General features: G+C 55.3%; 16 protein-coding genes. 9 read left to right on the plus strand and 7 right to left on the minus strand.

Annotated features, from left to right (window positions below; genetic code table 11):
• Window positions 1-93 precede the first annotated feature (93 nt).
• Together MP439_05635 and MP439_05640 are read left to right on the plus strand one after the other, a co-directional pair.
• A complete protein-coding gene (locus tag MP439_05635) occupies window positions 94-975 on the plus strand; it encodes a hypothetical protein (protein MCI2975541.1) in 882 nt (293 codons plus the stop codon).
• Window positions 976-1,473: 498 nt separating this feature from the next.
• The gene (locus MP439_05640; protein MCI2975542.1) at window positions 1,474-2,421 is read left to right on the plus strand and encodes a hypothetical protein; all 948 of its coding nucleotides are present in this window, start codon (window positions 1,474-1,476) and stop codon (window positions 2,419-2,421) included.
• 726 nt (window positions 2,422-3,147) lie between these two features.
• On the opposite strand, the gene MP439_05645 is transcribed toward MP439_05640, so the two are convergent.
• The 7 genes from MP439_05645 to MP439_05675 form a co-directional block, all read right to left on the minus strand.
• The gene (locus MP439_05645; protein MCI2975543.1) at window positions 3,148-3,912 is read right to left on the minus strand and encodes a hypothetical protein; all 765 of its coding nucleotides are present in this window, start codon (window positions 3,910-3,912) and stop codon (window positions 3,148-3,150) included.
• Between the two features lie 106 nt (window positions 3,913-4,018).
• A complete protein-coding gene (locus MP439_05650) occupies window positions 4,019-4,996 on the minus strand; it encodes a TniB family NTP-binding protein (GenBank protein ID MCI2975544.1) in 978 nt (325 codons plus the stop codon).
• Window positions 4,997-5,035: 39 nt separating this feature from the next.
• Entirely contained in the window at window positions 5,036-7,087 is a 2,052-nt protein-coding gene (locus tag MP439_05655) for a Mu transposase C-terminal domain-containing protein (protein MCI2975545.1), read from the minus strand.
• Window positions 7,081-7,800, minus strand: coding sequence for a TnsA-like heteromeric transposase endonuclease subunit (locus MP439_05660; GenBank protein ID MCI2975546.1), 720 nt, complete (start codon window positions 7,798-7,800; stop codon window positions 7,081-7,083). Before MP439_05660 ends, MP439_05655 begins: the two co-directional genes overlap by 7 nt.
• Window positions 7,801-8,598: 798 nt before the next feature.
• On the minus strand, window positions 8,599-8,781 hold the full coding sequence (locus tag MP439_05665) for a hypothetical protein (GenBank protein ID MCI2975547.1): 183 nt from the start codon (window positions 8,779-8,781) through the stop codon (window positions 8,599-8,601).
• A 40-nt stretch (window positions 8,782-8,821) separates the two neighbouring features.
• The gene (locus MP439_05670) at window positions 8,822-9,613 is read right to left on the minus strand and encodes a TIGR02206 family membrane protein (GenBank protein ID MCI2975548.1); all 792 of its coding nucleotides are present in this window, start codon (window positions 9,611-9,613) and stop codon (window positions 8,822-8,824) included.
• A 183-nt stretch (window positions 9,614-9,796) separates the two neighbouring features.
• The gene (locus tag MP439_05675; protein MCI2975549.1) at window positions 9,797-10,147 is read right to left on the minus strand and encodes a hypothetical protein; all 351 of its coding nucleotides are present in this window, start codon (window positions 10,145-10,147) and stop codon (window positions 9,797-9,799) included.
• A gap of 46 nt (window positions 10,148-10,193) precedes the next feature.
• Here MP439_05675 and MP439_05680 point away from each other — a divergent pair, with 46 nt between their 5' ends.
• The 7 genes from MP439_05680 (at window position 10,194) to MP439_05710 (ending at window position 14,863) form a co-directional block, all read left to right on the plus strand.
• Window positions 10,194-10,595 carry a DUF4232 domain-containing protein gene (locus tag MP439_05680; GenBank protein MCI2975550.1) on the plus strand — a complete coding sequence of 134 codons (402 nt, stop codon included), beginning with the start codon at window positions 10,194-10,196 and terminating at the stop codon, window positions 10,593-10,595.
• Between the two features lie 75 nt (window positions 10,596-10,670).
• Window positions 10,671-10,877 (plus strand): hypothetical protein, encoded by a 207-nt coding sequence (locus MP439_05685; GenBank protein ID MCI2975551.1) that lies wholly within the window; start codon window positions 10,671-10,673, stop codon window positions 10,875-10,877.
• Window positions 10,874-11,770 (plus strand): DUF4129 domain-containing protein, encoded by an 897-nt coding sequence (locus tag MP439_05690; protein MCI2975552.1) that lies wholly within the window; start codon window positions 10,874-10,876, stop codon window positions 11,768-11,770. The genes MP439_05685 and MP439_05690 overlap by 4 nt, the downstream gene beginning before the upstream one ends.
• Window positions 11,763-12,215, plus strand: coding sequence for a hypothetical protein (locus tag MP439_05695; protein ID MCI2975553.1), 453 nt, complete (start codon window positions 11,763-11,765; stop codon window positions 12,213-12,215). Before MP439_05690 ends, MP439_05695 begins: the two co-directional genes overlap by 8 nt.
• Window positions 12,200-13,177, plus strand: coding sequence for an AAA family ATPase (locus MP439_05700; GenBank protein ID MCI2975554.1), 978 nt, complete (start codon window positions 12,200-12,202; stop codon window positions 13,175-13,177). Before MP439_05695 ends, MP439_05700 begins: the two co-directional genes overlap by 16 nt.
• Window positions 13,177-14,349 (plus strand): DUF58 domain-containing protein, encoded by a 1,173-nt coding sequence (locus MP439_05705; GenBank protein MCI2975555.1) that lies wholly within the window; start codon window positions 13,177-13,179, stop codon window positions 14,347-14,349. Before MP439_05700 ends, MP439_05705 begins: the two co-directional genes overlap by 1 nt.
• Window positions 14,339-14,863: a hypothetical protein gene (locus MP439_05710; protein ID MCI2975556.1), complete on the plus strand. Its 525-nt coding sequence runs from the start codon at window positions 14,339-14,341 to the stop codon at window positions 14,861-14,863. The genes MP439_05705 and MP439_05710 overlap by 11 nt, the downstream gene beginning before the upstream one ends.
• Window positions 14,864-14,907: the final 44 nt, after the last annotated feature.

Raw genomic sequence — 14,907 nt, forward strand, 5'->3', positions numbered from 1 at the left:
CCCCATATACCATTCGGACCCCAGATATACCATTCGGACCCCAGGTTTCTACAGTGTGATTCAGCGGCAAGAGATCAATGAAAGTAGGCTCCAGTGATTGAACGATTCCTTCGGCGAATAGGCGGAACCCTAACGCTCCTGGTGTTAGCCGTTGCGGCGGTCATCGCACTTACCGGCACTGCAGCGTATGCTGGTGATACGCCAACAGGATATTGGTATGGCTCAGACGGCTCCGGGCCAGCCCCTCAGGGGACGGGAGTCGAGTACACGATGCCGAACTGTGGTGGGGCTTATGGCTCGTATACAGGCCAGCTCAACCAAGTGAGTAGCCCTTATAACGTTGCTTCAGATTCGAATGCGGCTAATGCGAATCAAGCATCAGGATACGGCGTCGGAAGCCAGAACTCCTTTATGATTGCACCACCTCAGTCAGATCCTTCATACAACGGTACAGCTACTGAAGCAACATTCTGGGGTGAGTCTCAAGGTAATGCTGCGATGGAAAACTGGGGTTCATTTTATGGTCAAAGTGGAATCAACTTACCGTCCAACCCGATAATTTATGCTGATCTTGAGAACTCGCAGTACACCTGGAATTCGGGGACTACTTCACTAAATCGAGACGTGTTCAACGGATTCTGGAACGAGGTGCATCAGAAACTCGTCTCCATCAAGGGTACTCAACGGGAAATCTATGCTGGTGTCTACGCCACCGCAAACTTCTGGTCTAACTACATGACGGGCACTCTTGGCGGGACATATGAGTGGACTGCGCAGACATCCTATGGATCATACTCTTCAGGCAATTGTGCGAGTGGCTGGAAATCACCCGTTGGCTACATCGCGGACTTCTACGCAGGTTACAACCAGAATTCTGCATGTGCTGTGGCGTGGCAGTGGATTTCGGGGAAAGCTGACTATGACCAAGTCAATGGTTCTCAAATCGTAAGCGGTCAAGGCGGTGCTTGCAACTAGTTCGACATGGGTAGGTTCATAGGGCCTGTTATCCTGGGGAAATGAGGTTCTGCTTCGTTAGTGCAAGCTGCTGGCGGCGATGAACACGTCGAGTATGCCTCAGATGGCGGAAGTTGAGCACTGGGTTGTAATTGAGACGTGCTCGCACAGTTCCCTGACGAGGTGCGATGCACGGCGAAGACCTGGACTGCCTAGGCTGGATGGATTGCTTGTGGCGCAATATGTCGACTGGATGGTGGTGTTGTCCGAGTAGGACGCTGTTCGTGCTTGATGCTCAACGGGGAAGCCAGAAAGGAACCGTCGGCTGCTGCATTAAAGCGGAACGGGAACTAGCCCAAGTTGTAAAATAGTGAGGTTCTGGTGGTTCACTTTGCCTTATAGATTTGTTTGTAGTCTCACCATGTAGGTCAGTATGGAGCATGTTTTGGTCAGAATTGTGGTCGTGGAGGTCTCCTGGGGATGATGAGCAAGACTAAAGTGTCGGTAGTATCAGCCGCTGTGCTAGTAGTTGTTCTCGTCATGGGAATAGTTATCTTCGGTAGGATCAATGGCAACACGACCAGACCTGGCGCAACAGCCCCGAATGCCGTAGGTGGTGGATTACTTGTCGGGGTTGGACCATCACAAGGTGGAATATCTATCTACAGTCCGCTGTCCGGACGGCCACTCAGGGAACTTACCGCACCCCCGTTTGGACATTTCCCTTTTCTCAGCCCCAACGGGAGTTCAGTATACTTCACCACTTCAACACCAGGTAGCGAGACCTGCGAATCTGACATTGAGAAAAAGCTGATCGATGGCAAGAGCCATCCGATAGTCCAGGGCCAACAGATCAACGCCTTTACCATGACCTCGTACCGACACTGGGCACTCTGGCTCTCTTCAAGTGCGGGTTGTAACCCCAGACCTCCGTATGCGCTGCACAAGATGAATGTGAAGACCGGCCAGACGCAAGTGAAGAAATACCGTACTTTCGTCGAATCCATGGCCGTAACGGCCAACGGATCGGAACTTGCGCTCGAACAGCAAGCGTTAGCAGTCCCTTTGAGTCAATCAACTACGAAGATCTACCTTTATGCATGGGCGAGCGCCACACCAGAGGCGAGTCCAGCGAACGTCTTGCCATGTCCCAAGGGCGCCTCTGAATGCACTCAGGCATCACCTGCCTTTACCCAGAACGGCGAGCTCTTCTATGTTGCATCTATCGGACCCCATGACGTAAACTGTGCCGATCGTGAATGTGCAACACAGAGGTTCATGCTCGTGCGTATCCATCAGCACAAGGCGATCCAGGTCGCCTCTGTCGTCGCTCCGAGTTTCCAGACCTATCTGGCCGTCTCACCATCCGGCAACGAAGCAGTGTTGAGCATTGGTAACCGGTCATACTTTTGGAAGGCAGGTCATGGGCTGGTTCACATAGCGAGGCTATATGAGGAGTCGTGGTAGCAACGTGAGCAAGCATTTCATTCTGGTGGTGAGAGTTACGGACTGAGTATTTGCTACTTCCACTTGATCACTCGAACTAGGCGAGTCGGCACGCGATTGGATCACGAGGGGCCTCTCAATTCGCTTGATGTAGTAGACGAAGTTGCACCGTTTGGTCCGAAGTGGCCGTTTGTTTTCAGCGGTTGGAGTTTGGGGACGGGCGCTGTAGGGGGAGAGACTTGTCAACGTATCTTCACTCCACCGAATTGTTGCCACGCTGCTTTAGTTCAGAATGCAAGTAGAGGCGTGCACAAGCAAAGGGGCATTCCCGGTTGCGTCAGGGGAGATACCGGGTTGCGAATGACTGTCTGTTGGATCGTGTAATCGCGCGCCTACCTTGCAGTTAGTCAAGAGCGTGGATGGGCCCTTGATCTCCGACCGAGGGTGGAAGGCCGCGTTCGGTTTCGGTCTGTCCGTGCAGATCCTTGTCGAAAGACCAAGTTTGTCAGCGCCAACGAGAGCCGCAATGTCGTTCCACGCTTCGTCCGCATGCAGCCGGATCGCGATGACCTGCCGCCTGCTGTCGAGTGATCCTAGAGACGGACGGACTCCCGGTAGTCTGGCTGTGATGGGTGAGGTGGTTCACGAGTACCGCAGTGAGGTACTGAGAAGTGGCAATCGGGTCGATAACAAAGTATGCGAGGGTTGAGGTGATGGTGCTTAGGGTGATTCAGCGGTGACCCCGCCTCAGGCATGCTTGCCTAGAGATCTATCGGTCATGCGATGCTGGAAAATGCGCAGTTTGCGGTCGCGCGCGTCCCATGCCTCACCTAAGTTGCTTTCGAGCCGGTCGGAATAAAGTTTGAGTCTAGACGACACTCGTGTTCGTCCCTCGGACGATAACTCTGGAGGTATTATCTTCTCGATGTAGCGATAGCGTCGTGCTTTGGATTCTCTGATAGGGGTGATACGCTTGATAAATGTCGGATCAGTGAAGAGCGAGACAAATTGGATCGTCTCGGGATAGGTGACGAGCGATGTAAGCTTTAGGCCAGTCGCAACCTCGCGCCTCGCGCACTGCTCCTCACCAATGCCGGCGAACGCCAATTCCTCGCATGTGCGATAGGTGGTAGTACCACAGATGTTCTCTCGTCCATTTGCTACTAGTTCTCGCAGATGATGTTCTGCGTTGATGATTTCTGGAATGGGGGAAAAGGCAACTGGTCGAGATCCTCGCAGCCAGAAGGCGTGCTTCGGGCAGACATATCCAGAGGTGGGATCTCTGACGTGGACGATCTCACCCGCTGAACATTGGAGACACATAACTCGTTCAGCAATCGTGCCATGATCCGGAGGAAGGTCGAGCGAGCGAGACCCAAGGTCACCAAGGATAGCGAGGGCATTGAGATATGCATTAGGGTAGGCAGTCGAAAAGTGAGCCTGACTCGGCGAAAGACCAACGCCGGCCCGCAGGTCTGCTCGATTAAGGTGGTTCGCATTAGCGAGCCGCATCTCGTATGATGTGGGTGTCTCCCATGGATAATACTTGACGCGAATTGGGAGAGGTCTAAGCAGCCGCATCGTCTGCAGTTGAAGACGGTTCCCACACATTCGCGACTTACCTCGTCAGTTGAGGTGCATACTGGCGTTGCAGGTCTTGCACCGTTACTCTTTCCTTGCCAGTGAGAATCGCCTCAATCGCCGCCAGGACAAGGGTTTCTTTGAGGGTTCCGATGGAGTGGGGGAGCGGACCCCCTCCCAGGATGTCCGACTCAAGGGGGATTGCGAAGATGTCCTCGGCTTTAGCGGCGAGTGTTCCTATTTCATGCTGGGTCAAACTCCCAAGCAGATGATTTTCGAGGGTGCCAACTAGCCTTGCCCACGACAGGCGTTCAGACTTGGACCGGTTGGTGTATGGCTCCATTTTAAGGGTGTGGAAACGTCCGCGGAATTGCGTTCCCATCTCGCCGGTAAACAGTGCCGTGGCGGGAAGATCGATGCCAGCGAGGACGAAAGTAGCATTGACATGCTCGGTAAGCCACTTCAGGGTTCCTGCCGCGCCATCCACCCCATGATTGTAAAGCCCAGTGATGTTGTGAACCTCATCGACGATGACAAGCGAGGTTCCAAGATCGTTCATCACGGCAGCAACGGCTCTCCCGATATCGGTAATCGTGGCAGTCTTAGAAAATGCCAATCCGAGAAAGTCGCCAAAGGCCGCGAGTGCCATCTTTGGTGTCCGTGCAATGCCAAAGGAGACATAAACCGTCGGTTGGAAGTTTGGTCGATGCTCATTTCCCACCATCATCTTGCAATGGTGCTGGCGGCCTATTTCAAGGATCGCTGAACTCTTACCTACCGTACTCGGTCCGCTGAGCGCAAGACCGGTACGCGCCACGTATGAGGCATGAGCGTTGCGAATGAGAGCCTTGCGGGCGGCCAGCATGATATGGTCCAGATCGGGAGTATGGATAAGATGCTCAGCACACAGAAAATTAATCCTGCGCGAGTTGTATTCCTCAGATGCCTCAGTCGAGAGGCGTTTTTGAGCGGTTGGAGTTAGACGATCTGGCGAATCCGGCAGTTCCCGTGCCATCATTTCCATCCAGGTCTTGCGATCGGAGGGAATCACTTGTTACCACCAACTGTGTTGGTTTCCAACCATAGGGTAGGGCTCCACCGTTGGCTCCTCGGACTCGACATCGACGGCTTGTTCGCCTTCGTCATCGCTTGCTTTTGGAGACAGCGGTGCAACGGAGTCCTCTGGTGAGGTGCGGACCGCCGGTTCGATTGATGTACGTGAGTCATGCCTGGCCCCTTGCTTGGAAGTACTGCGACGAGTAGTTGTTTTCGAATCTTCGGCGCATTGATTGGGGTTCTGTAGTTGTTTGATCACAGCGAGAATATCTGATTGCGTAGGCTCACGGTGAGTGAGCATCGCTTTCGCTGCTTGGAGAAGTTCGATACTGAAGCTGGTCGCGAGGTGTTCTGCGTAGACCCACTTTACTTCGATGAAGGACTCCTTATCTGGGACTTTTATCCAGATGGAGGTGAGGTCATAGGGATCATAACGAATCTCCCATTTACCCTTTTCACGCTTGTTGCCAGAGCGCATCTCACGGTAGGGGTGCAGCGCAGGGGAGTCGTAGCGCAAGCCATCATTCGTGACTCCATCGCGCTTAATCGTTCTGAATCTCACCGGTAGCAGGCCAACGTAGTCGTCCTTGGTAAAGGATACCGCCGCTTGAGGGAATACTTCAGAGAGGGTTGCGTACATCTGGTTGGGTGAGAGGCGCTTCTTCGGCATCAGTGGCAGTCGAAGTCCATCGTGTGGGCGGTTCTGGTATACCGTGATGACCCAGTACTCGAATAGAGATCGAACCTGATCGAGCGTCAAGATGGCTTCTGTCGTTGGGTCCTTGCCTTTGAAGGCAGGATTCTTGCCTACGTAACCAGGCAAACATTGGGTGAAGAGGGAGTTGATCGTTGCGAAGCTGCGTTCGATGTGTGGCTTGTCGGTGGGCGTATATGGCGATGCCTTGATGACTTGGATATTTAGGCGCGAGCACGCACGGAGGAACGTATCCGATATGAATACCTTCCCATGGTCAACAGTGATGCTCAAGGGCTTGATCACCGGTTTAGCAGCTATGTCGACCGCGGAGTCACCGTCTGCAAGGAAGATGGTGTCAGCAAGGATAGAGCGAGTCAATGCCATTCGCTCGTCGGCGCCGGGCAGGAGAGGTAGCGGAGTCATGGCCCTCGCGAGAAGATCCACGGCATCAACTGCCTTTGTGCCACGTTGCTTGATAACCCACGAGCACAGTGATCTCGTCGCTACGTCAATCACTGCAGTTAGTTCAGCCCGAGCGATCTCACCATCTGGGAGAATAATCATCACATCGAGTGGTGTTGAGTCTATCTCCACCGTCTCGCCAGGAAAGCGTGCGAGTCTTGGACGGTGGCCGACCGGCTTGGAGTTCGCGGTCGTTCGCCTTGTCATCGCGGAGCCAAAGGTGTGGTGCTTGTCGCCGAGTTGACTGAGCAGCCGATAGAGGGTCGCACGAGAGGGGAGTGGGGCGGTTATCCCCCGAAGTGCGACCTCGTGCGCGATCACCTCGACCATGTAGGACTTACCTCGCGTCGACGACAGTGTCTGGGATGATATCAGTTCTTGTGCTAAACTAATAATTTCCTCAGGCACGCGCCCAGTTTCTGAGCTGGTACGTTGCTTGCGCGAATCGATCAGACCGGTAATTCCGTGGTGCTTCAAGGCCTGCACCTTGCGTCGCATAGTAATTTGGGACACCTCGATACCATCGCGGCTGAGTTCCATACACTTGGCCTGGATCCTTTGACCGAGCGACTTGTCGATGGCGTAGTCGGGCTTTGGACTTGCACTGTCAGGGAGGTTCGGGTTGCGACCGGTAATGATCTCCGTGACATGGCCGTACCAAAATCTTGTCACCTTGGCATCCTCATCAGAGAGTGTATCGAGGATTCGCTCTGCTGCGAACGTAGGCCCATCACCACCAACGCGGATACTCGTTAACAATTCACTGACGGTTGTCTCGAGCGTCTTGCCACTGACTAGGCTCCGGAGGATTACCTTACTGCCGGTGATCGCTTGCACTTGGTGGTCTTCACCGCGGAAGCGCACTGTATCGTACTGCTCAAGTGCTAGCATGTCCAGACCTTGGTTGCAGAACTCATCGCCGTCGAGAGATCGGCAGTCAGGCGGCGTTCCCAGAGCAACCGGAAGATCACTCCTCGAGCCTCACCGGCCGACAGATCGATCTTTTGGGCAGTACTCACGAGCTCATCGATGCTGGTTGGAACCTGTGCGAAGCCTAGCAGCGTTGCAATCTTGTCGTCGTCTCCAAGCTGGAAGGATGAGTACTCGCGAAACACCTTCAAGCTATTGATGAAATCAACCTGCGGGGTACCAAAAACACAATATCTCCAGCCAACCTGCTCACAGAGTCGTCTGGTTTGCTCAAACACCAGGTGGGCCTTATCGTCAATACGCTCCGCTGGGCGGACATCGACCACCAAGCCATCGCCATTGCGCAGACGCACAAAGTAGTCTGGGGCATGGCTGATTGGTTGATCAGACTGCCAGTGAACCCAGAACGGCTGGGCAGCGATCGCAGTCGCCGTGTTCTCCCAATCTAGTTGCAGTAGGAACAAACTCTCAAGCAGCGATTCGAATCGCACCTGTAAGTCCAGATTTACGCACGCATAGAGGCCTTCGTAGTTCTTCTTGCTCCGATAGGACACAAAGCTCCGAACTGGTTGCGCCGTCTCAAAACTGACTCTGACCAGCTCTGATGCGCTCTGGAGCTCCAGACGGTGATTTTGAGGGTCAAGATACTCCAGACTGGCAAATGTAACGTGCATAGGCCTTCTGATCGGCACGTTTATCATCTATATTGAGATTTTTCTTCATTTTCGCCCAATGATCATGTTTATTGAGATTTTGATCAAGATGATTGAGACGGGACAACAGCGTTTTACCGAGTAAAGTGTCGGTTTATTCGAGTGACTTTGTGCGCCGAGAATGGTAATTATGTCAAGTTCAGCTGAGATTAGCCAACGGCATGGCAAAGATCAGCAGTTACGATAGGTCGTCCGCCACCACAACACCGTGCGGCTGGGATTTCTCACGTGTCGGACTCTTGCTTCATCGAGGTTGATGCAGATAGGTCGGCAGACGAGCACAAGGTTAGCCCCTATCTGTACCCCTACCATGGGCTGAGCGTATGCGACAGCCAGTTGGTATGTTTTGTCTTGCGGGTCAAAGTCAACTGTGGTAATGGGTTTTGGACATGGACCCGTGCGCCGTGGGTGCCCTTGTGTAGCGCCGACGCAGACGGCTCAACGTGATGACCAGGTCTTTCTATAGCCAATGGTGTACGGAATTGGGCTGCAGGTCTCGCCAGTGTTTGAGATGATCGTTGGCAGACTCCGCCCTCCCCTTTCCGTTGGAGGACAATGTCGGAACACCCTGCAGCGGGTGACATTTTGCAATCGCGGTTGCCTCGTGCACACAGCCATGTCTACAACGTTTGGTCGCGAATGCTGGGGAATTGTCCTCGATTGAACGACCTAACCCGAGGCACACGATACTGTTCGGTAAACGATCAACATCCACTGCAGGTATCTCCGGTTTCCATGGCGCCATGCGCCTCTGGTTCCTCAGGGTAACAGTGTCGACGAAACGTGCACCAGCCCGGTGGTTACAGCTGCTCCCGGCGCATGATGGTTGGCCGCAGCAATAGCAAGCAGGACAATTGGAACGGTGACGATTAGCACCGCAACAATCAACACGATGCCAATCCACTTGCCGCTCCAGGTCCGCTCGCGACCGCTTGTTTGCACGTCAACCTCCTGACACTTACAAGTGTAACCTGCAAGCTGACTAAAGACCCAACCCGTCAGTTCGAGAATAACTTTGTTTGAGTCCAACCATGGTTTCATTGGAGTGGGCTGCATCGTCTGGGTCCCGGTCAGCGAAGCTCCGCTGGTAGGGGGGGCTGCACCGACGGCGCATTAACCAGAATGGCGTGTTTAACAGCAAGAACAATCCAAATGCTACAATGCCGGCCACTATTAGATACCAGGGCCATGGGCCGAATAGGTTCAGCACACTCCACGAGTGCGGCGTTCGTCGAAGGAACATGTAGTTGCCGCCGGTGAGAAGATCCACTACAGCGGTCATACCGGTAAAGAGCAAGGTGACTCCATAGACTCGGAGGACTGCAAAGGGGCGAGGATAGATGCGCAGGCCAATGACCAGATAGAGTGCAGAGGCTACAATCGCCAGATGTCCTAGCGTGTATTGGAAGACCAGGAGATGCGAAAGCGTCGGTGGTAGGTCTGGCGTGATCAGACCCCAGATGCATCCAGCTAGAGCCCAAAAATAGATGACTTCAACAAGAAACTTGCTTCTCCACCAACAGGCTGCCGCAGCAACAAAGACTGCGAAATCACAGAGGTACAACGGGAACCCATAGCTGGCGTGCCATGGGCCGTCAGTAAAAATGGTATAGAACCACAGGGCACCCTTTGCGAGAAGGATCACGGACCCAGCTTTGGCGATCCAAACCCCCTTGCGAGTTGGATCCCTTCGCGCGTGGTAACACGCGATGGCTGTCACAGCGACCGCAAACCCAATTCCCGAGAGGTACAAGATCAGGGTATCCTTGGTCATTACCGCCACCTTATGCCAAGCTGGTCTTTGTTTGCCTTCAACGTTTTTGGTTTTCCTTATGATCGACCCTCGTCGCACGAGCCATCCTCATGGCGACTGTCCTCAGCGATCTTCAGAGCCGCCCAACGCTGAGCTGGACCTTCGTGGTGTGCCGGTGGGGCCGATGGCCGAGAGGTGGGTGTATCAAGCGTTTTGGTGACCGTCGACATAAATCTCACCTGGAGCATCAGGTTTCCTGGCCAATGGTCCGATCCTTTTGTGAGAAACCCTAGAGTGAACCAAGTCAGGACAAACCTGAGACCAGATGGTTACAGGTGAGAGGAGCAAAACTATGCCGAAGAACTTGTTCCCCAGCGTGGGTATCAGGCCAAAGCGGCCGCTCGCTGCGACGGTGCTGATCGTGACGGCGGGCATCACTTTGGCGGCATGCGGATCGTCAAGCAGCCCCTCCTCAACAACGACGAAGTCAACCAGCTCCTCGTCGGTAAATGGCACCGCCAAGAAGACCTCGAAGAAGAGTACAACAACCTCCACATCCAAGGCTGATGGACGTTGCCGCTCGGCCGATCTGGTCGCGCACATGACCTCCGTACAGGGAGCAGCTGGGAGTGTGATCAGGACATACACGCTCACGAACACTGGAACGAACACCTGTACACTCGTAGGATATCCAGGGTTACAGATGCTCACCTCCTCTGGCGCCAAGCTGACCACCACGGTCGTAAGGACTCCAGACACGGTGACTACCATCAAGATAGCCCATGATGTCAGTGTCGAGTTTTCAATGAAGTACGCCGCTCAGACCGGGTATGGCAGTGAGTCGTGTCCGACATCGACCTCCTTGGAGATTACGCCACCGAACGATTATCACTATCTGACCGTCACAGGCCCCGCTGGCAAGCTACAACCCTACGGCGGCACAACACAGAATTTGCAGTGTGGCACGATTGACGTCGAACCGGTGGCGCCCATTCCTTCGTGAGTCACGATTACTCCTTTGTCGGTAGCCGATTACTATCCTTAACGGAGGTTATTTCGTGTCGCCAAGGGAGATCTCATGTCAGATGCTAACGAACTACGATCTCTGGTCTCGACCTATCGAGAACTCGCGGCGAGAGTCGAACACATTGAGCGTGCGTTGCTCGCAGTGAAGTTGGAGTCACCAGCACAACCACTGCGCCAGGTTGGAGCGCATTCACGAGCGATTGTTCGCGAACTCGAAGACGCTGTTCGTCGTCTTGAGCAACGCGGTCACACGGCGTGACCAAGCCGACTGGCTCTCGAGGTCAATGGACCCTCGGTGCCGCAATACTACTTCTGATTATTGGGATCGGTTTTGGCGGGATCGATAGCGTTGGATCATCCCCGACCCACTCGATCGCCCACAAGGCGCTCCTCGATGTCCTCGTGCGTGCACTCTTGAGCGGCGTCGTCGTCGTCTTTGTTGTTGGTGTCGGTGTTCTCATTGCGCTAGCACTTCGAAGTCCTGGTCGGCGCGGCGAACGTTTGCTGTTGCACCAAGATAACCCCTTCCCTCTTTGGCTTCGCCTCTTGGTCACCGCAGCCGCCATCTTTTTCCTAGTTTTCCTGGGCTTTGTCTTTGTCCTGCTGGCCCCTCGACGCAAACGTCAAAAGACCGCCATCGAACACCTTGGCAACTCCTTATTCACCAAGTATGTGCCACCGCCTCGCGCACTCGACCATTTCAATTACCTTGTGCCGATCCTTATCGCGGTCGTGATTCTGATCGCCCTTGGAGCCGGAGCCCTCCTGCGCCAGCGGTTACTGCGAAAGCGTAATCTGGGCCTCTTGCGGCACTTAAGTCCTCGAGGTCCAACGTCTCGAGTGACACAGGAGCTTGAGGACATATCGGCCATCGATGATCCACATGACAAGGTGTATGCCTGTTGGGACCACGTTGAGGCACGGTTTGGAGATATCGGTTTGGCTCGCCATCCATTCGAGTCACCAACCGAGTTCGCTCAAAGGATTGCTCGCACGCTACCGTTCCCGGCGTTAGAGCTACAGACGATCGCTAGCCTCTTTGTTGAGGCTCGGTACTCGGACCACACTATCCAGGCCAAGGACGCCGACCTTGCCTACACGTTGACCGTCCTTTTGGATGCCGCCTGCGACCGGGTGACGGCTCATGCGTAAGTCAGTGCTCGTGCTCATCGCCTTGATCGCTGCTCTCTCAATTGCGCTTGCTTTTTTCCATATTGCGTCGACATCAGACGCGATCCGGGGAGGTACGGTCGCGATTTGCGTTCTCATCGTGGTCGCTTCGCTCCCTTCGGAAGTCGTGGCTTGGTTAGGACTTGGTGTCGCAGAGCACCACAGCTTCGACCAACCAATCGGTAATGACCCCCTCGAGCTCCTGTTGTCAAGCTACTCGGTTGACAAGGGGGCCGAAGTTGCGCTTCGCAACACGTTGCTAGAGCTCGTGCGGGCTGCCCGGCTGCGCCACGACAGCGTGGCGATCGCAGAGCTCGAGGCCCAATTGACGCCTCAGGCCGACGACGACCCTGAGGTCCGCAGGCTTGACGCTGAGCTCGTCGAGCTGACACTTCGCAGATTGGAGGACAGTTGGCAACCACACTAGGGCAATATCATCAAACGATCAAGGATGTCATAGACGAGATGAATCGGGTGATCCACGGCAAGGATCAGGTGGTGAGTTTGGTCGTCTCCTCCATCATCGCTGGTGGACACATTCTCCTCGAAGATGTCCCGGGGGTTGCCAAGACACTGCTTGCACGGAGTCTGGCCACCGTGGTGGGGGTGGAGTTTGCCCGCATCCAGTTCACCCCGGATCTCTTGCCGAGTGACATCATCGGGATGAGCATCTGGGATCCCGAGAACCGCCGGATGAACTTTCAACGGGGTCCGATCTTTACCAACGTGCTATTGGCGGACGAACTCAATCGTGCCTCGCCAAAGACTCAGTCCGCACTCCTTGAGGCTATGGCTGAGTCCCAGGTAACGGTTGATGGGGTCACGTATCCGCTACCCGACCCATTTGTTGTCATCGCAACCCAGAACCCAATCGAGTTCGAGGGAACATACCCCTTGCCAGAGGCCCAAGTTGATCGCTTCCTTGCGTCAACAACCATCGGATACCCGAGCTCCCTCGACGAGCGCCAGGTCGTTATCGATCACTTGAGCACGGGAACCGCTAACGTACTCACGTCAAAAGTCATCGACAGGGACCAACTACTTGGCGCACGCCAAGTGCTGCAACAGATCTATGTTTCCGAGGCGATCATCGACTACATCGTGGCACTGACCCATTATAGCCGTGAGCGATCGTCGGTATCGTTGGGAGCTAGCCCTCGTGGCTCCATTGCTCTCGCACTGCTGGCTCGCGCCTGTGCCGCGGTGGCGGGCCGCGACTTTGTCACGCCCGAAGATGTCAAGGCTATGGCGGTTCCCGCCCTCGGACATCGAATGCGTCTTAGCCCCGAGGCATGGATCCGAGGGGTTCGTCGCGACAGCATCATCGCCGAGGCGATCCGATCGATTCCTGCGCCGGTCGCTGTCGAGGCGCCCAATAGCGCACGGTGATGCAGCGCCAGTATACGCGACGCTTTGGTGCAGTGCTCATTGGCGCATGGACCGCCCTTGTGCTCGGATCGCTGACTGGTCCTGCGGTCGTCGTCGCAGGAGCTCCGTTGATGGTCATCGCCGTCGTTGGCCTGCTCTGGCCCCGCGATAACGGCGGTACGGTCACCTATGCCCTGGATGACAAACCGATCTGCTTCGAAGGTGATGAGCTGCTTCTTCAGCTCGACATTACTCCGTATCGACGCTTGCGCTATCGGGTAGTTCTGCGGGATCGCGGTCTGCTCGTTGGATCCTTTGCCGTCACCGCTGCCACCAGCACTATCAGCTTTGCTCTTGCCCATTTTGGCAGCGTGGACCTATCGGGGAGTTCGCTAATCAGAGAGGGGCCTTTTGGCCTCTTTGAGGATACGATGCCCCTGCGCCTCGACGATGCTGTCAAGGTATTCCCTCCCATCGAGGAGGTCGCGCCAATTATGCGAATGGTATCGGCACCCTACGCCGTTGGACGACATCGATCGACGGTCAAAAGCCACGCGGGCCTCGAGTTTGTGGACGTACGCCAGGCAGGTCCCGGTGACCCTTTGACCGACGTGAATTGGAAGGCCACTGCACGCACTGATGCCATCTGGCTCAATGAACGCAGTAGTGAGCTGCCGCTCGATCTGGTCATTTTCCTCGACACCTTCCCATCGGCTGATCTCGCACAGCGCACGAAACTCGCGTCGAACCTCGCCAGAGCCCACCTGCGCAACTTCGATCGGGTTGGATTGGTGGTGTTTGGAGGAACCATCGGTTGGCTTCCCCCGGCCACCGGACATTATCAAGAGCGCCTCATTGGCGAGCGATTGCTCCTCGTGAGGCCGTATGAAAGTGCCGCGGATAAGCGGATTGATCTGATTCCAAAGACCGCACTCCCCCGTGCAGCCACCGTCATGGTGGTAAGCGGTTTGGACGACCCCAGAATCGTGCAGGCGATTCGAGACCTCAAGTTCGCCGGTCATCCGGTGATTGTGGTGCGGCCGACGACCTCGCCGGTGCAGCCGTCGCCCAACCAAGTTGCGCGCCTTGGTCTCCTGATTCGACGGCAACTCTTGGCCGATATCGCCAATCTTGGCATCACGGTCATCGACCAAGACACCTGGCGAGAACGCACTGATGTCGATGTCTTCTAACTCTACGCATGCGTCACGCGTCCTTGGCACGCTCTTGTTGGCAACGGGCGCCGCGCTTGGGGTGATCGCACCGTCGCACACCAGCCTCTTGTCAGGGGGTCTAGCTGGGGTTGGGATCATCAGCTGCGTGCTCGCAAGCTTGCTCCGTACGCGAGCTACGACGTTGCTCGCAAGCGTGAGCACCGTGTGTGACCTGGCCATCGTGGCCGCGTCGCCACCGGTGCATGCAGCAGCCCTTATCATCATGGTACCGCTTGGACTCTGTATCACGCTTGGCCTACTGTTCATCACCTCGCAACACTCGCCGGTCGCTAGCTTGTGGCCATTTGAATGGATACTCGTGCTCGGGTCGGGGGTGTTCGCCGCTCTTGTGGTGATTGTCGCACTGATCACGCAGTTGGCGGCGCTGCCTCGACAGCTTTTCGCCAGCGTGGGTACCATCGTCGTTCTCGGAGCCCTCTCCCGGCTTGCCTTCCAGGCAAGAAGTCCCGGGAGTCCAGGCACCGAGAACTAAACAACGCCACGTGCTTCGTAGGTAGGCAACAGCTCGCGCAACCC

The sequence above is a fragment of the Ferrimicrobium sp. genome (assembly GCA_022690815.1).
Taxonomy (GTDB): domain Bacteria; phylum Actinomycetota; class Acidimicrobiia; order Acidimicrobiales; family Acidimicrobiaceae; genus Ferrimicrobium.